The organism is Streptomyces sp. NPDC057638 (assembly GCF_042800315.1).
Lineage (GTDB): Bacteria > Actinomycetota > Actinomycetes > Streptomycetales > Streptomycetaceae > Streptomyces.
Genome location: NZ_JBHVHF010000127.1, coordinates 1 through 21488, shown reverse-complemented (window position 1 = coordinate 21488; position 21488 = coordinate 1). Strand labels below are relative to the sequence as shown.

At 72.7% G+C, this 21488-nt stretch carries 13 protein-coding genes; 8 read left to right on the top strand and 5 right to left on the bottom strand.

Features of this window, described 5'->3' with window-relative positions; all coding sequences use genetic code 11:
* The coding region (locus tag ACFVIM_RS18605) for a LamG-like jellyroll fold domain-containing protein (protein WP_384302441.1) at nt 1-6565 on the bottom strand (6565 nt) is incomplete at its 3' end.
* 355 nt (nt 6566-6920) lie between these two features.
* Here ACFVIM_RS18605 and ACFVIM_RS18600 point away from each other — a divergent pair.
* From ACFVIM_RS18600 to ACFVIM_RS18575, 6 genes are all read left to right on the top strand, one after another.
* A complete protein-coding gene (locus ACFVIM_RS18600; RefSeq protein WP_384302438.1) occupies nt 6921-8873 on the top strand; it encodes a tachylectin-related carbohydrate-binding protein in 1953 nt (650 codons plus the stop codon).
* Between the two features lie 822 nt (nt 8874-9695).
* Complete coding sequence (locus ACFVIM_RS18595) at nt 9696-10709, top strand: DUF6235 family protein (RefSeq protein ID WP_384302436.1); 1014 nt, start codon at nt 9696-9698, stop codon at nt 10707-10709.
* 219 nt (nt 10710-10928) lie between these two features.
* On the top strand, nt 10929-11414 hold the full coding sequence (locus ACFVIM_RS18590) for a DUF6423 family protein (RefSeq protein WP_384302434.1): 486 nt from the start codon (nt 10929-10931) through the stop codon (nt 11412-11414).
* Nucleotides 11411-12766 carry an FAD-dependent oxidoreductase gene (locus tag ACFVIM_RS18585; protein WP_384302432.1) on the top strand — a complete coding sequence of 452 codons (1356 nt, stop codon included), beginning with the start codon at nt 11411-11413 and terminating at the stop codon, nt 12764-12766. Before ACFVIM_RS18590 ends, ACFVIM_RS18585 begins: the two co-directional genes overlap by 4 nt.
* Complete coding sequence (locus ACFVIM_RS18580) at nt 12759-13211, top strand: DUF6187 family protein (protein WP_384302430.1); 453 nt, start codon at nt 12759-12761, stop codon at nt 13209-13211. Before ACFVIM_RS18585 ends, ACFVIM_RS18580 begins: the two co-directional genes overlap by 8 nt.
* 145 nt (nt 13212-13356) lie before the next feature.
* Nucleotides 13357-14055: an endonuclease V gene (locus ACFVIM_RS18575; protein WP_384302428.1), complete on the top strand. Its 699-nt coding sequence runs from the start codon at nt 13357-13359 to the stop codon at nt 14053-14055.
* A 448-nt stretch (nt 14056-14503) separates the two neighbouring features.
* On the opposite strand, the gene ACFVIM_RS18570 is transcribed toward ACFVIM_RS18575, so the two are convergent.
* The 3 genes from ACFVIM_RS18570 to ACFVIM_RS18560 form a co-directional block, all read right to left on the bottom strand.
* Nucleotides 14504-16141, bottom strand: coding sequence for an FG-GAP repeat domain-containing protein (locus tag ACFVIM_RS18570; RefSeq protein ID WP_384302426.1), 1638 nt, complete (start codon nt 16139-16141; stop codon nt 14504-14506).
* Between the two features lie 263 nt (nt 16142-16404).
* The gene (locus ACFVIM_RS18565; protein ID WP_384302424.1) at nt 16405-16932 is read right to left on the bottom strand and encodes a DinB family protein; all 528 of its coding nucleotides are present in this window, start codon (nt 16930-16932) and stop codon (nt 16405-16407) included.
* Nucleotides 16933-17139: 207 nt separating this feature from the next.
* Nucleotides 17140-17853, bottom strand: coding sequence for a TetR/AcrR family transcriptional regulator (locus tag ACFVIM_RS18560; RefSeq protein WP_384302422.1), 714 nt, complete (start codon nt 17851-17853; stop codon nt 17140-17142).
* A gap of 119 nt (nt 17854-17972) precedes the next feature.
* Here ACFVIM_RS18560 and abc-f point away from each other — a divergent pair, with 119 nt between their 5' ends.
* Nucleotides 17973-19622, top strand: coding sequence for a ribosomal protection-like ABC-F family protein (gene abc-f, locus ACFVIM_RS18555; RefSeq protein WP_384302420.1), 1650 nt, complete (start codon nt 17973-17975; stop codon nt 19620-19622).
* Nucleotides 19623-19745: 123 nt separating this feature from the next.
* Nucleotides 19746-20645 carry a virginiamycin B lyase gene (locus ACFVIM_RS18550; RefSeq protein WP_384302418.1) on the top strand — a complete coding sequence of 300 codons (900 nt, stop codon included), beginning with the start codon at nt 19746-19748 and terminating at the stop codon, nt 20643-20645.
* A 48-nt stretch (nt 20646-20693) separates the two neighbouring features.
* On the opposite strand, the gene ACFVIM_RS18545 is transcribed toward ACFVIM_RS18550, so the two are convergent.
* Complete coding sequence (locus tag ACFVIM_RS18545) at nt 20694-21182, bottom strand: GNAT family N-acetyltransferase (RefSeq protein WP_384302443.1); 489 nt, start codon at nt 21180-21182, stop codon at nt 20694-20696.
* Nucleotides 21183-21488 lie beyond the last annotated feature (306 nt).

Genomic DNA, 21488 nt, shown 5'->3' with positions numbered 1-21488 from the left:
TCGACGGTTCGATCACCGACTCCGGCAGCCCCAGCGCGTTATGGGTGAACAGCGTCCGGTTGCCCCGGCCGTCGGTGTAGCGGGTCCGGTTGCCCGCGAGGTCGTAGCCGAAGGAGGTGGTGAGGGAACGGGTGGCCGTGACGGGCTCGGTCTGGCTGGTGAGCCGGTCCAGCGCGTCATAGGCGTAGCTCGTGGTCCGGCCGAGCGAGTCGGTGGCGGAGGTGAGGTTGCCCGCCGGGTCGTAGCGGTAACTGGCCTTGCGCAGCTCGTTGTTGACGGAGTCGAGGTCGCTCTCCTGGGTCAGCCGCCCCATCCGGTCGTACTGCTTGGCCGCGCTGCGGCCGAGGGAGTCGGTGACACGCACCTGACGGCCGGAGATGTCATAGCCGAACTGGGTGGTCTCGCCCGCCGGGGCCACCATCCGGATGAGCTGCTTGAGGCCGTCGTAGGTGAACTGGCTGGCCCCGCCGCCGGGGGCGGCCTGGTGGACGACGTTGCCCGCGTCGTCGTAGGTGAAGCGCGTGGTGTGCGCGGCGGGTGTGGGGCGGCGTTCGACGGCGGTCCGGGTGATGGGCCGGTCGAGGTCGTCATAGGTGGCCTCGGCGCGCGCCCCGGTCGGGTCGGTGACGGACAGGACCTCGCCGGTACGGGTGTAGCGGTAGCTCCAGCGGGCCCGGTCGGTGCCGGTGCCGACCGGCACGTCCTTGGCGGTCAGCCGGTTCTGGCGGTCGTAGGTGTACCGGGTGGTGCGGCCCTCGGCGTCAGTGGACTCGACGGCGTTCCCGAGCGCGTCGTAGCGCTGGGTGGCGGTCGGGGTGACCGGCTGGGTGGCACCGGGCGGGGTGTAGCCGGGTCCGGTGACGGAGACGGGCCGTCCGAGCCGGTCGTACGCGGTCCGGGTGGTGTTCCCGAGCGGGTCGACGGCGTGGGTGACCGCGCCGAAGGCGTCATAGCCGGTGTGGGTGGTGGGCCGGGACTCCGTGGGCGCGGAGCCGCCGGACTCGACGGCGACGGTGGGGGCGGCGGCGGAGATCGGGCGGCCCAGCTCGTCGTAGGTGATGTCGGTGCGCCGGGAGCCGGGTTCGGTGGTGGAGGTGCGCAGCCCGCGCTGGTCGTAGGTGTGGACGGTGGTGCGGGACTCGGTGCCGTTCTCGATGGTCTCCTGGGTGGTGTTGCCCGCGTCGTCGTACTGGTAGCGCACGGTCTCGGCGGTGAGGCTGACCGGCCAGGGGACATTGGAGGGCTGGCCGCTGGCGGAGGTGGTCGTGACGTTGCCCGCCAGGTCGTAGGTGTAGGTGGTGCGGCGGGCGGTGCCGCGGGGGTCCATCACCTCGGAGAGGGTGCGGCCGACGGCGTCGTAGGTGTACTCGGTGAGGAGGGAGCCATTGGCCGCGGTCTCGGTGAGCGGATTGCCCGCGCCGTCGTAGGTGGTGGACTCGACGACGTAGTCGCGCTTGGTGCCGTCCGCGTTGCGGAAGTCCTTCAGCGTGACGGACTTGACGAGGTCGTCGCCGTAGTAGTCGTAGACGACGGTGCGGCCCATGGAGTCGGTGTGGCGCGCCAGCCGTCCCGCCATGTCGTACGCGGAGGACTGGATGACCGTGTGCTCGTTGCCGCCGCCATCGCTCTCCCAGTCCCTCAGCCGGACCTCGGCGGGCCGGTCGCGGGCGGTGTAGGTGTAGGTGAAGTGGTTGCCGTTGGCGTCGGTCATCGAGGTGCGGTTGCCGAAGGCGTCGTAGGTGTACGAGGTCTCGCCGCCGACGGCGTCGGTGATCCGCTCCGGACGGCCGTGGTCGTCCAGCTCGAAGGTCATCACCCGGGAGGCGTCCCCGCCGAGCAGGTCCGAGACCTCGGTGCGCACCACGACGCCGTCGGGGTCGTAGGTGGTGACGGTCCGTTCCTGCTGGCGGCCTCGGGTGATGGTGTTGGTGGCGGCGGGCTCGGTGACGGAGACCGTCCGGGAGAGCTTGTCGTAGGCGTAGGTGGTGGTGACACCGGACGGCTGGGCGTCGGAGATGCCGGTCTCGGTGATCCTGCGGCCCAGGGCGTCATAGGTGTACCGGTTCACCAGGCCCGAGGGTTCGATGACGGTCGCCAGGTCTCCGTTGGCGAAGTACTGGAACCGCTGGACCTTGTTGCGGGCGTCGGTGGTGGTGGCGGGGAGTCCGGCGGGGGTGCTGCCGCCGCCGACGGCGGCCTCGACGCCGGTGGTGTAGCTGGTGCGGATGATCCCGCCGTCCGCGGCGGTCTCGGTGAGCGGGGCGCCGGAGGCGGTGTAGGTGTACTGGGTGCGGTAGCGGTTGTCGGTGGGGCCGCTGGAGCGCCCGTCGCGGGTCTCGGTGGGCTGGTCGGCGCGGAGGTCGAAGTCCCCCGCGCCGGCCGGGTACGTGGTGTACGCGGTCTGGCAGTCGTTCCGGGCCCGGCAGGTGGTGCGGCGGATGACATTGCCCCGGTCGTCGTAGCCGAGGGTGACGGTGTCGCCGGTGGCGCTGGTGATCCCGGTCTGGAAGCCGTTGTCGTCGTAGGCGAAGGACCGGATCGCCATGCCCTCCAGCGGATGGCGGACGAAGTCGGGCGCGCCGCCGCCCCCGCCGATCGGGGTGGTGCAGAACGCCGGGTCCTGTGGGTCGGGTGAGGTGCAGACGGGCCCGGGCGGGGTGGGGCTTGGCGTCGGGGTGGGCGGGGTCCGTGGGCCGATGGCCAGCGGTTCGCCGTACCGCAGCAGCCGGGCGGAGAGGCCGTCGTACTCGTAGAAGTAGGGGTCGCCGTCCGGGTCGCGGACCTCGACGGTCCGGCGCAGGTCGCGGTCGCCGCCGAAGACGGCGGGCGCGCCGATCTTCCAGGTGCCGCCGTCGCGGTCGGTGAACTCCTGGACCCGGTCCCGGGAGATGTCGTAGGTGATCTCGGAGCCGGTGCGGCCGGAGGGCAGGGTGGTCTTCGTCAGCAGGTCGGCGGTGCGCCCGGCCTCACGGTGGTGGGCGGTGACGGCGGCGGGGCCGAGCGGGTGGTGGTAGACCGAGACGTCGTCGATGGTGCCGGTGAAGGAGCGGGCGGCGCTGGTGCCCCAGCCGGGCCAGGCGGCGGGGTTGACGACATGGGCGGCGCCGATCTGGTTGTACGTCAGGTCCTGTGCGGTGAGCTGGCGGCCGGTGAGGGTGCCGGAGAGACGGCCGTCGAGGTAGAGCGACTGGGTGGTGCCGGAGACGGAGAGGACGGCGTGGTGCCAGCGGCCGTCGTTGACGTTCTTGGTGATGTCGGTGATGGGTTCGACGGCACCGGTCCAGAACTGGCCGCGCAGCTTCCCGTCGGTACCGACGTAGAGGGTGGGGGCGCCCGCCGTCGGGGTGGTACCCCACGCCTTGTTCTGGTAGCCGAGCAGCGGGCCGCCGACACCGTTCGCGATGGTCTTGAACCAGATCTCGACGGCCGCGTCCCGGCTCTTCTTGAGCGTGCCGGAGGGCAGGGTGATCCGGGAGGTGGGGCGGTCGAAGGAGGCGGCGGTCCCGGGGTCGCCGGAGATCGCCCCGCCCGCCTTGAGGGTGATGTCGGTGTAGCTGCCCCGGTCCTTGCCGAGGTTGGCGGCGACCCAGCTGTCGGCGGCGGTGCCCTCGTCCTCGCCGAGCCGCCAGTAGGAGGCGGGGCGGGAGTCCATCACGGTGGTGGCGTAGTGGCTGCCGGGCCCGTAGGTGTACTGGGTGCAGCCGCCGTCGGGGTCGCAGACCTTGTCCAGCAGATCGCCGGTGTAGCTGTAGGTCCAGCTCACGGGGGCGCCGTCGATGGCGTTGGTGGAGACCTTGGTGATGTGGTCGCCGGTCCAGACGAACGTCAGTGAGCGGTTGGTGCGGGTGTTGAGGGCGCTGGTGAGCCTGCCGCCGGTGTAGGTGTAGGTGACGGAGGTGGAGAAGCGGTCGGTGACCTTGACCAGCAGTCCGCCGGAGCTGAAGTCGTAGGTGGTGCCGGACTTGTCCTGGAGTCTGTAGGTGCCGAGGGCGGTGTCCTGGGTGAGCTTGGCGTAGCGGCCGGGCGGGGGCGCGTAGGTGCCGTCGGCGTTGCGGCCGAAGCGGACGTCCTGGCCGTCGGGGTAGCGGATGACGACATTGCCGCTGCCGTCGCCGTCCGGGGTGAGCCGCATGTCGTACCGGGTCGACCAGCCCGCGCCGAAGGCCAGGTCCCGCCGGGGGTCCAGGCTGTTGTACGTGCGCATCAGGGTCAGTTCGGGGCCGATCCCCGCGAGGGAGGCGTCGGTCGCGGCGGTGCTGACATTGCCGACGTTCGGATCGAACTCCCGCTCCCGCGCCTCGGCCAGCCGGGAGGTGATCTCGGGCTGGGGGACGGTGGCGACCAGCGCGACCTGGGCGGTGGGGACCTCGTTGGCGGCGTCCTTGACGAAGCCGCGCCACAGATAGGTGGTGCCCCAGCTCAGCCGCCCCGCCGGGATCGGATAGGCGGAGGAGGACTGGTAGGGGGTGGTGGTGCAGGCAGTCGGCTTGCCGTCCTTGTCGGCGGCGCAGATCTCGAACTTGTACTGGAGGGCCGAGCCGGGTGGCGCGTCGATGTCGACTCCGGCGGCCCAGAGCTGGGGGGTGAGGGTCTGCGCCTGGTAGCCGTTGGGCGGGAACTGTTCCTTGATCACGGGGGCGATGTCGAAGACCTGGATCACCAGCCGGCCCGGCGGGACCTGTTCGTCGGTGAAGACGGTGCCCCCGGTCTTCACCATGGTGAAGTCGAGCAGATAGACCCCGGGTTTGAGGGCCTTGATCGTGGCGTCGAGGGTGACCTTGCCGCCGTGGGCGACACTGCCGGTGAGGTTGGCCGCGCGCTGCTGGGTGACGATCTTGCCCTTGGCGTCATAGGCGCGGTAGGCGAGGTAGTAGCCGGCCGGGGTCCAGGTCTCGGCGCCCTTGTTGGTGACGGTGATCTTCACCCGGCCCGCCTGGTTCTGGAGCACCGGCGGGTCGGGGACGGGCTTGGGGAAGGTGTAGCTCGCGTTGTACGGGGAGTGGGTGACGTAGAGCCGGGGCGGGTTGGCCGTGGCGTGGCCGGTGAACGACTTGAAGCCGAGCCGGTCGGTGGCCGACGCGCGCAGCGAGAGACCGTGGTTGGCCTGGGTGCCGCCGGCCCAGCGCTGCACCAGGTCACGGCCCGCCTTGCCGAGGTTGAAGAGTTCCGCGGCGGCCGGGCAGCCGGACCGGGTCTCGCCCTCCTTGATATAGCCGTAGTTGAAGGACTTCGCGGTGAGGGAACCGCCGACGGAGGGGCCGGGGTAGGTGCCGCCCGTGTCCACGGTCCACGCCTGGGTCACCGGGTGGACGGAGACCCGGCGCGGTGCGCAGGACCTGGCGTCGTAGTTCACCAGCTGGAGCTGGGCGCCGAAGATCTGGTGGTGGCGGAGCTTCTCGTCGAGGCCGGGGAAGCCGAGGTAGGTGGCGCTCGGACCGCCGGCGCCCAGGCCGACCTGGAGTTCGTTGGCGCCGCTGACCGGGTTGCCCGATTGCCTGACATACATCGAGGTGGTGGCGGTGGCGGTCTCGACGGAGGGGTCGAGCTGGACCGGGAAGGCGCGGGCGGGGTCGGTGAGCCAGGCCCGGTCCGGCCGTACGGTCAGGACCCGGGTGCCGTCACGGTCGCCGAGTTCGTACCGTACGGCGTGGGAGACGGTGCCCCGGGCGTCGACCATGAAGCCCGCCGGGATGACCGCCTTGGTCCGGCCCCGCCGGTCGGCCAGGACGACGGCGCCGCCGTCGAGCCGTGCGGTCAGGCCGGTCAGGCGCAGCGGGAAGGAGAAGGCGGCGGGGGCCTGGGCCGAGCGCAGCACCAGGGTCTCCTTGAGGCCACCGGCCTGGGAGTCCAGCCAGAGGTCGGTGGCGGGCAGCACCGAGGGGTAGCTGACCCGGGTGCCGCCACCGCTGCCGGGGGCGGGCGCGGCCCCGTCGAGGCCGTACGCGAGTGACTCACCGGTGGGGAAGGTGAGGGTGGCGAGGGCGGCGGCGTCCGCGCGGCGGGCGAGCGTGAGCGGCACGGAGTCGGCGGCCTTGCGCCAGCCGCCGGGCGCCGGGGTGAGCCGGGGGGTGACCGGACGCCAGCGGCCCTGGGGATCGCGGTAGTGGAGGGGCGCGGTGGCCACTTCGGTGGTGTGGGTGCCGTCCGCGTTGACATGGGTGCGGCTGTGCTCGTCCCGCCGGGTGGCGTCCTCGCGGCTGGTGCGCCGGTCGAAGCCGGTGACCCGGGGCGCGGGCGGGGTGCCGACCTCAGCGGTGTTACGGCGCGGGGAGGGGCGGGCGGTCTGCTGGCGCAGTGGGTACTTGGCCCGCTGGGAGAGCGGCACCTCGGTGTTGCCGGGGCCCTTCACGACGGCCTCGCGGCCCTCGGCGCTCCCCCACTGCTGGGCGGGCCCCTTGGCCGGTCTGGGCTCGGCGGCGCGCGCCTCGGGCATACCGCCGGTGGACATCGCGGGCGCGCCGATGGCGAGTGCGAGCGCGACGGTGAGCCCGACGATCCGTCCCGGTCGGCTCCGGGGCAGGCGTCGTAGGAGAGGACCTCGGTTGGATCCGCGCGAGAGCGCCATGTTTCCCCTTGCGGTATCGACAGGGCGGCCGCAGGGATCATCGGACGGAACGCGTGGTTCAGAAGAGGTCATAACCAGAAGCAATTTGGCATGTTTTTGACGTGACTCGGTCAAGCACGAGCCCCGGTAATGGTCTGCGGCCCCATGGGTGTCCGTACGACAGGCAAGACCCGTTGGACCCGTGGGCCCCAGTCGCCCCACGGGTGCGCCGGGACCCAAGCCCCGCGCCCCAAGGCCCCGCACCACGAAACCCCGCACGCCGAGGCCCCGTAAGCCGAAGTCCCGTAAGCCGAAACCCTGCACGCCGAAGTCCCGCACGCCGAAGTCCCGTACGCCAGAGCGAAGGAAGCCACCCGTGCCCCCTCATTCCCTGCGGCGCGCCGTCACCGTCGCCACCGCCGCCGTCTGTGCCGTCCCTCTTCTGATCGCGGCGCCGGGCACGGCCCATGCCTCGGTCAACTGCCGCAGCACCGCTGTGGCGTACGCCGTGCACACCACCGGACTGCTCCAGCAGTACCGGATGCCGACCCCTGCCTCAGGGGCCCACTACACCGGCCCGACCACGGTCGGCACGGGCTGGCAGACGTTCGGCCGGGTCCTCGCCGGTCCGGGCGGCGACTTCTACGCGGCCCGGACCAACGGGCTCTACTACGGTCGCTACAACGGCACCACCTGGGACGTCCAGCCCAAGAAGATCAGCAACAGCTTCGGCAACCTGGCGAACACCGCCGACCGCAACCGGGCCACCGTCGACCGGCTGGGCTGGCTCTGGTACATCGACAGCGGCGGCAACCTGAGGGCCTACCACTACGACGACGCCGCCACTCCCACGGGCGGCGCCTGGACCAACAGCGGCGTCAGCAGGCCACACGACACCGGCTGGGACCGCTACAACCTGATCACCGCAGGGGACGCCGGGGTGCTCTACGGCCGTGACGCGTCGGACGGCAAGCTCTACCGCTCCCGCTACGACCTCACCAGCCAGCGCTGGATCGAGCGCCATGTCCTGGTCAGCCAGAGCGACTGGCGCCAGTTCAAGAGCATCTCCTCCCAGGGCGGGGACACCCTCGTGGCCACGAAGACCGCCACGGGTGAGGCGTTCTACTACCGGTTCGACGAGACCACCCGCGGCTGGCCCGTGGACGGGTTCCGGGCCGGGAGCAGCGACTGGGAGAAGTTCACGGACGTGACCGCGGCCCCCGACACCTGCCGGATCACGGGCACCTTCACTCCGCCCCGACCCACCCTCACCCAGGAGCCGTATCCCCCCAGCAGCGTGGCGCAGGTCTCCGGCGGGGTCCTGGAGTTCGCGTACACGGACAACATCGGCCGGCTGATGCACGGACGGATGCCCGACCCGTCCAACGTCCAGAACGTGCTGTGGTCGGCGGTCTCGGGCAACGAGGCGTTCACCGGCCAGCCCTCGCTCAGCGAGCACGCCGACGGACGGGTCTCGCTGACCGCCCTCAACCTCTCCAGCAGCGTCTGGCACCGCAACCAGGCCGCGAAGTCGAGCGCCGACTGGGCCGCCTGGAACGACTTGGCGGGCCATATGAAGTACCGCCCGATCACGGCGAAGACACCCGCCGGGCTGCTGACCCAGTTCGCCGTGGACGCCAACGGGAAACCGTGGTTCCGGCAGCTGGCGGCCCCGAACTATGAATTCCGGGGCTGGATTCCGCTGACCGGCACCGGATTCGCGGGAGCCCTCACCGCCGTGACCGTACGCAACGGCATCCAGCTCTTCGGCCGGGACGCGACCGGGTTGCTGCGGACCGCGCTCTTCACCGGTGACGGGCTCAGCGGACCCTGGACCACACTGGGCACCCAGGCGACGACCGGCACCGCCAGCGTCGTGGTCTACCCCGGCTACCGGATGCGGGTCTTCGCGGCGGACGGCAACGGCAGGGTCGTGACCACGGCCCAGGCGGCGGAGAACGGCGCCTTCGGCGACTGGTCCCAGGTCGGCGATCTGATCACCACCGGCTCCCCCAGCGCGCTGATCTCGCCCACGTCCGGGCTGACCGAGGTGGCGGTACGGTCGGCGGCGGACGGCAGGATCCACAGCACCGGCGAGACCACCCAGGGGTCGGGCGTCTGGCGCGTCTGGCGGGCGGCGGACGCCGGCCTCGTCTCCGCGACCGACCCGGTCGCGTTCGCCTACACCAACGCGGCGGGGCCGACCTGGGCGATCTCCTTCCGGACCGCGGACAACCAGTCCTACCTCACCACCGTGCAGACGAGCCCCCTGCGCACGGCGAAGGCGGCACCGGTCTTCACCACGCGCTCGCTGCCCGCGCCCCGGTGACCCGCGCCGTCACCGTCCGGCGCGCGGCGGACCCGGTCCCACGGCCGACGGCGCCGCGGCTCCGGCACGGGACCGGCGGACCCGGTACGCCGCCGCACCCGGCGCCCGACGGTGGCGGCGAACAGGGCTGACAGGCGCCTGGGACGCCGTGGCGCGAGCGGTCCGCCTCATGTGGCGGGGCCCCCGCCCTGCCGAGTTCTCGTGATCGGCGCGACACCGGTCCGGGCAGATCACGTAGACGCTCGGCTGGGTTGTCCCGGTCGAGCGTCTCGCGTGGGCGGCCGGGGGCCCGCCCTGTCCGGCGCACGGCGGTCAGTCGCGGTGGTGCGCGCCGTTACGGAAACCCGCCGCCCCGGGCCCCGGGCCGCCCCCCCCTCAGCACCCCGGCACCGGCCGCGACCCCTCAGCGCCCCGGCACCGGCCCGCTTCCCTCCCTCGCCCTCAGCGCCCCCACACCGGTCCTCCAGCGCTCCCGTCCCGAACGGCACCGCGATCCGCACCCCGCAGGACCCTTCGCCCCGGGATCGAGCCCACGCTCTCCCGCCGCCGTTCTCCCACGCTTTCCGGGCGAGTGCGCCGCAAGAGCACGACGAGAGATGCGACACCTGTGCGTCCTCTCTAACGTGCTTATGCGGGAATGCACCCTATTCACTCGCGAAAGGAGCCTGGGAAAGCGCTCCAGAACCACACCGGCCACGGTGGAGAACCGCATGGCCGGCCGTGGTGAATTCCAGTTGTCCATTCACCGATGAGGTCTCTGCGGCACGGGGACGGGAGTGGTGTCCCCTCCGCATCCGGGCCCGAGGAGATTCCGGGGTAGGGATGCGTCAATTCGCTGTGCGAGCCCAGCATGGAGTGATCGGCTTCGCGCCGGTGCGCGCACTGATCAGTACGAGTGTCACGGCCGCGTGGCCCCGGCAGGCCCGGGTCAGCCTGCGGCTCGTCGCCCCGGGCGACCCCGCCTGTGAACCGGCCGACCGGCAGGAGCGCCGCACCGCGGCCGCCTGGGCGCGGGAGCCCGGCCCCTCGCTCCACCGGGAGCACCGGGAACGGGTGGTGAATCGTTTCCGCGAAGTGGGGCGGGCCTGGCTGGACCAGGTCGGGCCCTGTCTGGTGGACATCGTGGACGCGGCGGCGCTCGACGAGGGAAGCCTGCTCTTCCTCGACACGCTCGTGGCCCTGTCCGGCGGGAAGGTCACCGTGCGCTGTCCGTCCAGCGCGGCCACGGCCGGTCTGCTGCTGGAATCGGGTGCGCTCACCCCGGGCGAGCGGCGGATCGAACGGCTCGCGGACCGGGCCGGGCGGGACGCGGAACGCCTCGCCGACGAGGAGGTGGACTTCCTGTACGCGCGGGCGGTCGGCTATCTCCGTACGGGGGACGGCTGGACGGCCGAACGGATCCTCCAGGTGGTGCGGCGGCAGCGGTCGACCCCGGCGGTCCGGGGCGGTCTGCGGCTGGCCCGCGCGCTGCTCGGCCCCCCGGAGGACGACCGGCTCCGCACCCGGACGCTCACCGCGTCCCACGCCATGGTGGGCCACGGCCCGCCGCTGCGGCTCCACGAGGGCTGGGAGCTGCTGGAGCGCTGGTCGGGTTCGGCTGGACAGATCGACAAGAACGCGGTGCACAAGGCGCTGTTCGCCATCGCCGACAGAACGGTCTTCCGTACCTACCGGACCTTTGACATCCCCGGACGGCCCCTGGACTTCTATGTCCTGGTGAGAGAGCGTCTCCTGCTCAGGATTCGGGTCCATCGGCTGGACGCGTTCACGATCGCCCATGTCGGCTCCGTGGCGGAGACACCCGAGGTCGACCTCGGAACCGGGCGAGCGGTGTGACCCGGACTTCCCCGTACCGGGAGGAGGGGATCTCGCCCACGGGAGTCCCCAACGTTTTTCCGTACAAGTGTTCTTGACAGGTAGCGGGCCCTGTGAAAACGTCATGGGCGCTTGCGATACCTGGGCTTCCTCATGTCAAGAACTCGGGGAGATGTCATGCCGCCACTGGAAGTATCCGGATTAGATGTTTCCGCGCGGGTCCGGGCTCGCGATATCCAAATGGCAGGCGTCGCGGACGTACGCCGCCATGTGCTGATGATTTCCGGTGCGATCGACACCGTGGACCACGATGTCTCCGTCTGCGTCAATCTCCCCGAGCCCGGCCGCTGGCAGGTCATCAAATCCGAGACCAATCTGACCGACCGGACCTGGCTGGCCATGCAGGCCGTCACGGACGAGGACTCGGTCTTCCTCGGCGACGCCGACACCCTGGTCATGTCGCGGCAGTTCACCAAGTCGTTCATCACGCCCGACCAGCGTCGGCTCACCTTCCACGGCGGCGAGGTGCGCCCGGGTGAGGCCGTGGTGAAGATGTACTCCCTGGAGACCACCAGCCGGAGACCGACATACGCGTACGCGCGGTACAGCGCCCCGGCCACCGACAGCCCGGAGGAGACCGCGCGGACCCTCGAACGGCTGGTCGCCGAGGGGCTGCCCCAGCGACCGGTCATCGAGGTCATCGTCCCCGTGACGGTCATCGGGTGATCACCTTCGTTCCCGAGCCCCATCTGCTCGACTCCCCCCGGGGACGTTCCTGGCCGCCCGCGCCCGACCCGGCCCCGCCGCACGGCCCGCCACCGGACCGGGCCGACGTGGTCATCGTCGGCGCCGGGCCCGCCGGGCTCGCGGTCGCCTCGGCCCTGTGGCACCTCGGGGTGCGTGACCTCGTCCTGCTCGACCGCGGTGGCCGCCCCTGCGGGCGGTTCTTCGACCGCGTCGACGTCCTGCGCCAGCGCGTACTGCGCTCACCCTACGAACACCACCCCGGCGTCGAGGGCTACCGCGACTGCGAGCTGCTGGACTTCGCCCGGCTCCACTGGTCCTGGCTGACTCCCGTGGAGCGCCGCGAGATCAGGATGGCGCAGGCGGGACACCGGTCGGTGGTACCGGTCGATGTCTTCGAGGCGTACTGCCGCCATATCGCCACCCTGCACCAGGTGGACGGGCGCACCTGGCGGGCCACCGTACGCGAGGTACGGCCGTCCGCCGACGCGGTGACCGTACGCGGTGACGGGTTCGCCGTCACCGCGCGCTCCACCGTGCTGTGTCTGGGCGAGGAGCGCACGGCGGCACCCGGCTCCTGGTGGCACGGCGAGATGGCGCCACCAGGCGTGAGCCACTGGGACGAGCCGGTGCCCTCCGGCCCGGAGCGGCTCATCGTCATCGGCGCCGGGCTGAGCGCGGCCCACCTGATCGCGAACGCGCTCGGCGACGGCCGACGGGTGCACTGGGTCGTGCGCGCCCCGCGGGAGCGCTACCAGTGCGCCGATGTGAACGCCTCGTTCTTCCGGGCCGAGGGCCGGGCCCGCTTCGACGGGACCGGCTGGGACGAGCGGCTGACGCTGATGGGCCGCCACCGCAGGGCGTCGGTGATGTTCGAGTTCCGCCCGCTGCTGCGCCGCGCGGAGGCCGAGGGGCGGCTGACGGTCCACCGTGGCCGCGCCGTCACCGGGATCGCGCCCGGCCGGACCGGCGGCTCCGTCGTCCGGCTCGCGGACGGCCCCGATGTGGTCGGCGACCACACCGTACTGGCGCTGGGCACCACCGTCTCCATCGGTGACGGGCTGCTGCCGGGCGCCCTGACCGGGGCCCGCGACGGCTGGCCCGATCTCGACCCGCGCACCCTGGCCTACCGCCGGGCGCCCCGGCTGTTCGCGGTGGGCGCGGCGGCGGGCATGGTGCTGGGCCCGGCCGCCCGGAACATCGACGGCCACCGGGTGGCCACGGCCCGGGTCGCCACGGCGGTGGCCGCCGCTCTCGCCGGGGTCACCGCGCCCCTTCCCGCCGAGGCGGGGGCCGGGGCCAGGGCGGGAGAGCAGGTGGCCGCCCATGTCTGACGATCCGTACGACACCCGGTTCGCCCTGATCCCCGTCGACGGTCCCCCGCTCACCGAGACAGGGGTGATGCTGATGGGGCTGGACGCCGAACGGCTGCTGGCCGGGCTGGGCCTGGCGGCGCTGGGGGACGACCCGGCGCGGGTGGCGCTGGCGGTGGACCGGATCCGCCATGGCGCCCCGGCGGCGCCCTCCTTCGACAGCTTGGTGGAGTCGGGCGCGCGGCACTGGCGTTCCGTCCGCCCGGCGCTGACGGCGGCCGCCGGGTCCACCCCCGTACCCGTACCGCCGCGCGCGGCGTGGCAGCAGACCGTACGCCTGCTCTCCGCCGGACATCTCGGCGAGCCGGGCCCCGCGACGATCGCCCACCTGGCGGCGTGCTGGCTGCGGCGCGAGGAGATCGACCAGCGCGCGGAACGAACGGCGCCGGAGGCGGCCCGGGGCTGAGCCGAGCACGCCGCCTGGGCGCGCTCGTTCCCCACCGTAGGGAGCCGTGCCCACCACCGTGGGCGGGGCCGGAACGTCACGAGGAAGTCCTCTCGGGTCAGGCCGGACCGGCCTGACCCATCAGCGGCGAACTAGGCTGACCGCCATGACGATCATCGAGGTGCCCGGGGACTGGCCCACCGACGAGGCCGGGGCGCGGGCGGTCCAGGACGCCCTGCGCGCCCGGGTGGTGCTGGACGAGCCCGGTCCGCTCCCCGGAACGGGCGTGGTGACCGGGGTGGATGTGGCCTACGACGACGAACGCGGCCTGGTCGCGGCCGCCGCCGTGGTCCTGGACGCCACCAACCTCGCCGTCGTCGAGGAGACCACGGCCGTCGGCTGGGTCGCCTTCCCCTACGTCCCCGGACTGCTGGCCTTCCGTGAACTCCCGGCGGTGCTGGCCGCCCTCCGCGCCCTGCGGACCGGCCCGGGGCTCGTCGTCTGCGACGGCTACGGACGGGCGCACCCCCGCCGCTTCGGGCTCGCCAGCCATCTCGGGGTGGTCACCGGACTGCCCGCGCTCGGGGTCGCGAAGAACCCGTTCGTCCACGCCCATGACGGGCTCGGGCCCCAGCGGGGGCAGACGGCCGCCCTGCTCGCCGACGACGGCGAGGAACTGGGACGGGCCCTGCGCACCCAGCCGGGCGTCAAACCCGTCTATGTCTCGGCCGGTCACCGGATCTCGCTCGACAACGCCTGCGCGCACACCCTGGCCCTGGCCCCGCGCTACCGGCTGCCCGAGACCACCCGCCGCGCGGACGCGCTGTGCCGCCGGGCCCTGCGGGAGGTCGCGGAGCGGGCGTGACAAGCTGCTCTCCATGATCGCGATATCTCCGGCCGAGCCGACCCGCGCCGCCCTGACACGAGAGCGACCTCACCGGCTTCGCCACGGCGGTACGGGAGTTCCTCGGCTCGCTGCCGCCCGAGGCGCGCTGAGCGACGCCCCGGGGCGGGGGGCGTCCACCTGGTGACAGGTCCGGTCCGTCGGCGCGGGCGGCTCACCGTCCGGGACCTCAGCGGGCGGTGGGAGCACCGGTCGAACCCGGCGCCGGTCCCGTCCCTGACCGGCACCCCGGCGCGGTGCGTGTCCTGCGGTCGGCGGACACGCGCCGTCCCTGGAGGAAGGACTCCTCCAGGGACGGACCGTTCACCGACCGCGGGAGACGACCGGGGCGTCGGCCGGGGAACCGGTCAGGGTGCCGGTCAGGGCATCGACCGTGGGGGACCGGCCGGGGGGCCGGTCAGGGCATCGGTCAGAACAGCAGGTTGTACTTCTGCCAGCCGGTGCGGATCTTCACCCGGACCCCGTACGGCTTCGCCGCGACACCCGTGCCCTGGTAGTACCAGATCACGCCCGCCGCGTCCCGGGCCACCAGATCCGCCTTGCCGTCGGAGTTCAGGTCACCGGGAGCCACGATCGAGTTGTAGATCTGCCAGCTGGTGCCGACCTGGGTCCGGCCGCCGAACGGCTTCGCCGCCACGCCCGTGCCCGCGAACAGCCACTGCTTGCCCGCCGTGTCCCGGGTCACCAGGTCGGCCTTGCCGTCACCGGTCACATCCGTGCCGCCGACCAGCGAGTTGTAGCCGCTCCAGCCCCCGCCGATGTTCACCCTGGTGCCGAAGGGCGCCGAGGTCTTGCCCGTGCCCGGGTACAGCCACAGGTTGCCCCGGGTGTCCCGCGCCAGCAGGTCCGCCTTCTTGTCCCCGGTCAGATCGGAGGCGCCGGTGAGGTAGTTGAAGGCGTTCCAGCCGCCGCCGATCCGCACCCGGTCCTTGTAGATGCCGCCGTCACCGGACGTCCGGTAGAGCCACAGCACACCGCTCTTGTCCCGGGCCACCGCACCCGGACCGGTGCTCTGCACGGTCACCGGTCCAAGCCGGGTCAGGGCCGAGTACTGGTTCCAGTCGAGGCTGTAGCCGACCGGCTCCACCGAGCCGAACGGCTTCGAGCCCTTGCCCGTGCCCTGGTAGTCGTACAGGTCGCCGTCCGTGCCACGGCCGACGACACGGAAGCGCTCGGTCACCGGGATCGGGCTGTCGACCGCGAAGTTCGACGCCTTCTCCGGGTTGCCGGTGCCGAACTCGTACACCTCGTACACCGCGGTGCTCCGCAGCCGCCACGCGGGCGTCTTCGTGCTGGCCTTCACCTGGTAGGTGAGGGTGTAGTCACCGGGCTCGGGGATGTCACACCAGATCTCACCGCCGTAACCGATCTCGCCGATGGAGTGATCGCACGCGGCACCGGCGGCCTCGGCGCCCGTGACAGTGACCTTCAGTTCGCCCTCGTCCCACGGGCGGAAGCCCGGTGCCTTGGTCAGGCCAAGCCACAGCCGTCCCTTGTCGACCGCGCGCAGTGTGGCCGTGTGCCGGACCGAGCCGCCGGCCGGCAGGGTCGGCGTCGACAGCGCCATGGAGTTCCCCGCGACGTGCGCCTTGGTCCGCGCCATGACCGTGGCGTGCGCCCGGCGCGGGCCGATCTCCTGCGAACCCGCGGTCTGCGCCTCCTTGATGCCCGCGGTGATGCTCTTTCCGCGCGGCACGTAGACCAGGCTGTAGTACGCCTTCGTGCCGTTCGCCGCGGTGCTCGTCGCCGAAACCTCGGGCCCCGGACCGTCCCACCCCTTGATCGTGCACAGGAACACCCCGCTGATCCCGGCCTTCGGCTTGCAGCCGTCCGTCGGGTCCAGCTTCAGCCCGGACGGCAGCCCGCCTCCGGTCCAGTCCGGGTCCGTCAGCGGCTTCTTGCTCAGCGCGTAGATATACGTGCCGTCCGCCTGCCCGTCGTCCTGGCCCCCGGTGCCGGGCGGGGACAGCCGGACCCAGCCCTCGCCCGGCATCAGGATCTTGTCCTTGACCGGGTCGAAGTAGAACGTCGGGTCCGCGGCCGCCATGGCCGTTCCCGTCCCCACGACACCCCCGGTGACCAGCAACGCGGCTGCGACACCCGTACCCACAAGTCTTCGCACAACTACCCCCCACTACATGAGTTGACCGGCGGACGCTAACACGCCCCGCACCTGACAAGCACCATCAGCCCCCTGAGTCACACGTGGGCTCTCATGGACTCCGGTTTCCGACCGTGCCACGGCCCCCGGCGGACGGACCGGAGCGCGGACGGACCGGAACGCGGGCGGACCGGAACGCGGGCGGATCCTCAACCCGAGGACGCGGTCCGCACCAGCCGCAGTTGCCCCAGCTCCGCCACGTTCTTCATGAGTTCGGCGTTCGCCCAGGCCAGGAAGTGGGCGACGGTGTGCCCGGAGCCATCGGGCCAGGGAAAGGGTGGCGCGGCCGCGTCGAGGTCGGCGTCGGCGAGTCCGTCGGACGCGCTCCGCCAGTCGTCGCGCAGTTCCCTCAGCCAGGCGACGGCCTCCCGCTCCCCCGGCCACCGGACATCGTCGCGCTCCCGGGGGGTGTCGCCCCGCAGATGGTCGGTGGCGACGCCCAGCCACCAGCCCAGGTGCCAGCTCACCCAGCCGATGGTGGGGACGGGGACCGGGTCGGGCTCGGTGTCGGCCCAGTCCGGCACCCAGCGGCCCGAGGGGTCCTGGCGCAGGGTCCAGCAGAGCGGGGCGGGCTCCCAGAGGAAGTCCTCCGGGGTCAGCCGTTCCAGGTGGTACTCGCAGAGCGACCAGGTCAGTTCGGCCTGCCAGCGCAGCAGTTCATGTCGTTCGGCGGTCATGGGGTCACCCTGGCATGGGCGGAGGCCGGACCAGAAAGGGTTATCCACGGTCAGGGGCCTGGCGCGGAGGGCCCGGTCCGGACGGCTCAGGGACGCGTCTCACCCAGTCGACTCAGGGGAGTCGCCTCACCCGGCCGACGCAGGAGACGCGCCGCTCCCGGCCGACGCAGGAGACGCGTCTCACCCAGTCGGCTCAGGGGACTCGTCTCACCCGGCCGACCCGGTGGACCGGGCGGCGAAGCCTCCGGCGGCGGCCGCCAGTGCGGTACTGGCGGCGGCCTGGTCCGGCAGTCCCGGATCGGCGGGCAGCCGCAGCAGCACCGTCTGGTGGTAGAGGGGCGCGGTGGCGGCGACGAGGAGACGGCGCGCGTCGGTGTCCGGGGGGATCTCGCCGCGCTGGACGGCACGGGTGACGACGATCTCGCACCGGGCGTACCGGGCGTCCCAGAAGTCCCGCAGCGCGCGGGCCGCCTCCTCGGAACGGAACGAGGCCGCGATCAGAGCGCTGGTGATCGGCGGCCCCGTGGTCAGGGCGGTGTGGATCTCGTGGTTGAGCGCCGCCAGGTCCCCCTGGAGCGAACCGGTGTCCGCCGGACGCCAGCCGTCGTCGCGGGCGGCGTCGAGCACATCGGCCAGCAGTCCGCCGACATCCCGCCAGCGCCGGTACACGGTGGTGCGGTGCACACCCGCGCGGGCCGCGACGGCGTCCACCGTGAGCCCGTCATAGCCCTCCTCCACGAGGAGGGTGCTCACCGCGTCGAGCACCAGGGCGCGGTTGCGGGCGGTCCGGCCGCCAGGGCGGTGACGGACCGGCTGGGCCTCCTCCGGCCGCGCCGGATCAGCTGCGGCGTCTGATGCCGCAGAGATTCTCGGGGTTGTAGGGATTTCTGAGGAACCAGTTGCGCGACGGGGCAGGGTCATGCCACCATCTTAACGCAACTACTGTCGCACTAAGGAGTCGCCGATGTTCTTCCGAAGCGTTCCCCCGGTCTCGCGGTCCCTGCCGCCCGCCCCGTCCTCGAATGCTTTGGAGTGCCCCTATGCCTACGCAGATCACCGTTCGCGACGTCAGCAAGTCCCTCGGCGGCAGGCTCGTCCTCGACTCGGTGAGCTGTGCGCTCACCGCGGGTGAGCGCACCGGAATCGTCGGTGAGAACGGCTCCGGCAAGACCACGCTGCTGCGTCTGCTCGCCGGAACGGTCCGCCCGGACCAGGGCGAGGTCATCGTCCAGGCCGACGGCGGCATCGGCTGTCTCGCCCAGGAGGAGCTGCTCCCCGCCACCGCCACCGTGCGCGAGGTCATCGACCGCGCCCTGAGCGAACTGCGCGCGATCGAGCGCCGGATGCGGCTGCTGGAGGCCGGGATGGGCGACGGCGACGCGAGCGCCTCCGTCCTCGACGAGTACGGCCGGCTCCTGACGGTCTACGAACTCCGCGGCGGCTACGAGGCGGACGCCCGCGTGGAGCGCGCCCTCGACGGGCTCGGCCTGGGCGGGCTGGACCACGAGCGGACCGTGGGCGGCCTCTCCGGCGGGCAGCGGGTCCGGCTGCGGCTCGCGGCCGTCCTCGCCGCCGCTCCCGAGGTCCTGTTGCTGGACGAGCCGACCAACCACCTCGACGCGTCCGCCCTCGACTGGCTGGAGGACCATCTGCGCACCCGCCGGGGCACCACCGTGGCCGTCTGTCATGACCGGGTCTTCCTGGAGCGGGTCGCCACGAGCCTGCTGGAGGTCGACGCCGACCGCCGTACCGTCGTGCGGTACGGGAACGGCTACGGCGGCTATCTCGCCGAGAAGGAGGCGTCCCGCGCGCGCTGGGTCCAGGAGCACGCCCAGTGGCAGGCAGACGTGGACCGCTTCCGGGAGGCCGCCGCGACCACCGCGCGCCGGGTCGCGCCCGGCCGGGCCATGAAGGACGGCAACAAGATGGCGTACGACCGCGCGGCGGGCCGGGTACAGCAGTCGCTGGCCAGCCGGGTGCGTCAGGCCGAGGAACGGCTGGGCCGACTGCTCGACCGCCCGGTCCCGCCACCGCCGGAGCCGCTGCGCTTCACCCCTCCCCCGCGCTCCGGCGGGGACGGGGACGGGACGCGCGGCACCGTGCTCGACGCCGTCGGCGTCACCGTCGGCGGTCGGCTGGACCGGCTGGACCTGCGGGTCACGGCGGGCGAACGGCTGCTGGTCTCGGGCCCCAACGGCGCGGGCAAGAGCACCCTGCTGCGGGTTCTGGCCGGGGAACTCGCCCCCGACCAGGGCGAGGTCACCCGGCGGGGCCGGATCGGCTACCTCCCGCAGGAGCCCGCGTGCGAACGGCCCGGTGACACCGTGCTCGACGCCTTCGCCCGGGGCCGGTCCGGTCTGCCCGACGACCACACCGAGACGCTGCTCTCCCTCGGCCTGTTCCACCGCGAGCAGCTCAGTACGCCGGTCGGACGGCTCTCCACCGGGCAGCGCCAGCGGCTCGCCCTGGCCCGGCTGCTCAGCCGGTCCTGGGACGTGCTGCTGCTGGACGAACCCACCAACCACCTCTCCCCCGCGCTGATCGAGGACGTGGAGGAGGCCCTGGCCCGGTACACGGGAGCGGTCGTGCTGGTCAGTCATGACCGGCGGCTGCGCCGACGCTGGCAGGGCGGGCGGCTCGCGCTCGCGCCCCGGACAGCCGTCAGGCCCCTGGCCGCCGTGGCCGCCTGACACCTCCCTCGTCCGTACCACGAAGGCCCGCACCAGCAGAGGCGGGTACGCCCATGCCCGCCATAGCCGTACCGCCACGGGCCGACGCCCGCACGGCGCACCCAACCGAACGAAGGGTCCTCCTTGCCCCACCGCACCCCCACGACCCGTGTGATCCCCGTCCCCGGCTCCGCGTCAGGCCCGTACGCCATCACCAACGGACCCGATGGCGCCCTCTGGTTCACCCTCGTCCACTCCGGCGAGATCGCCCGGCTCTCCCCCGACGGCCGACTCGACCGGTATCCGCTGGACTCCGGCTCCTGCGGCCCGTCGGTGATCACGCCCGGACCGGACGGCGCGCTCTGGTTCTCCCGGCTCCACGACCACGCCATCGGCCGGATCGACGCGGACGGCCGCGCCGTCTCGTACCCCGTCCCCACCGGGGGCGCCGGTCCCTACGGCATCGCCTCCGGGCCTGATGGGGCGCTCTGGTTCACCGAGCTGCACACGGACCGCGTCGGCCGGATCACCGTCGACGGCGCCTTCACCGAGTACCGGCTGCCGGTTGAGGGCGGCTTCCCCTCCTTCATCGCCGCGGGACCCGATGACGCGCTCTGGTTCACCCTGCACAAGGAGAACGCGATCGGCCGGATCGGCCTCGACGGGGACATCGCTCTCCATCCCCTGCCCACCCCGGGCGCCGGTCCGGTGGGCATCTGCCGGGGCGTGGACGACGCCCTGTGGTTCGTGGAGATCAACGCCGGGCGGATCGGCCGGATCGAGCCCGGCGGGCGGATCGAGGAGTTCCCGCTCCCGGACCCCGACTGCCGGCCGCACGCGATCGTCCCCGATCCCGCGCGCGGTGTCTGCTGGTTCTCCGAGTGGGGCGCGGGCCGGATCGGCTCCCTCACCCCCGGCGGACGGATCGAGGAGTACGCGCTGCCGGACGCGCCCACCGCCGACCCCCACGGCCTGGCGGTCGGACCCGACGGCGCCCTGTATGTCGCGGTGGAGTCGGCGGGGATCATCCGCGTGGAGTTCTGATTCCCGTCGTACGGAACCGGCCCCACGGTGGGGCCGGTTCGCCCGCGTTCACCCCGTCACGAGTTCCTTGCCGTACCAGACCTCCATATACGGGCCCGTGCGGTACGGCGGGATCTCGCGGTAACCGCGCCGTACGTACAGGGCACGGGCCTCGACCAGATCGAGCCGGGTGTTGAGCACCATCCTCAGGGCTCCCAGGGCGCGGGCCCGCCGCTCCAGCTCGGCCAGCAGGGCGGCCGCTCCCCCGGTGCCACGGTGGGCGGGGCGCACATAGACCCGGGTCAGTTCGGCCCGCCCGCCGTCCAGCATCAGCACCCCGCCGCAGGCGGCGGCCGTGGAACCGTGGCGGCCGACGACGAACTCGCCCGTGGGCGGCGCGAGCAGCTCGGCCCCGTCGCCGGTCAGCCCCTGGTCGACCTCCGCACGGGTCGCGGGCCGCCGCCAGTAACGGCTCGCCACCTCCTCGTAGTAGTCACGGCGCAGCGCGGTCGCGTCGGGTGAGTCAGGGGGCTCGGGGGCCATGGTCCAGTGCGGCATGGCCCAGCTATAGCCCAGGGGACGGAGCGGGGGACAGCGGATTTCTCCGGGCGCGGGCGGCTCGGCGCGCAGGGCACGGACCGCCTTGGGCAGGCGGTGGTCCGCGGCCGTACCGAGTCCGGTCCCGTCCCCGGGTCCGAGGGCACCCCGGGCGACCTGGTGACCCCGGTGCCCGTACGCGGCGTGGAGCGGCTCCACGCGCCCGCGTTCAGCCGGGGGCGGACAGCGCCGGAGCGGACTCCGCCCGTCGGCCGTGATGGCTCCCGCCGGAGCCAGTCGGCTGCGGGAGCCGGGTCCGCCCGGGGC

What these genes read in the sequence shown, in the direction of transcription:
- ACFVIM_RS18595 (WP_384302436.1), top strand. Translation starts at nt 9,696, where the DNA reads ATGCGTCAATTCGCTGTGCGAGCCCAGCATGGAGTGATCGGCTTCGCG.
- ACFVIM_RS18590 (WP_384302434.1), top strand. Translation starts at nt 10,929, where the DNA reads ATGGCAGGCGTCGCGGACGTACGCCGCCATGTGCTGATGATTTCCGGT.
- ACFVIM_RS18580 (WP_384302430.1), top strand. Translation starts at nt 12,759, where the DNA reads ATGTCTGACGATCCGTACGACACCCGGTTCGCCCTGATCCCCGTCGAC.
- ACFVIM_RS18575 (WP_384302428.1), top strand. Translation starts at nt 13,357, where the DNA reads ATGACGATCATCGAGGTGCCCGGGGACTGGCCCACCGACGAGGCCGGG.
- ACFVIM_RS18570 (WP_384302426.1), bottom strand. Translation starts at nt 16,141, where the DNA reads ATGGCGGCCGCGGACCCGACGTTCTACTTCGACCCGGTCAAGGACAAG.
- ACFVIM_RS18565 (WP_384302424.1), bottom strand. Translation starts at nt 16,932, where the DNA reads ATGACCGCCGAACGACATGAACTGCTGCGCTGGCAGGCCGAACTGACC.
- ACFVIM_RS18560 (WP_384302422.1), bottom strand. Translation starts at nt 17,853, where the DNA reads ATGACCCTGCCCCGTCGCGCAACTGGTTCCTCAGAAATCCCTACAACC.
- abc-f (WP_384302420.1), top strand. Translation starts at nt 17,973, where the DNA reads ATGCCTACGCAGATCACCGTTCGCGACGTCAGCAAGTCCCTCGGCGGC.
- ACFVIM_RS18545 (WP_384302443.1), bottom strand. Translation starts at nt 21,182, where the DNA reads ATGCCGCACTGGACCATGGCCCCCGAGCCCCCTGACTCACCCGACGCG.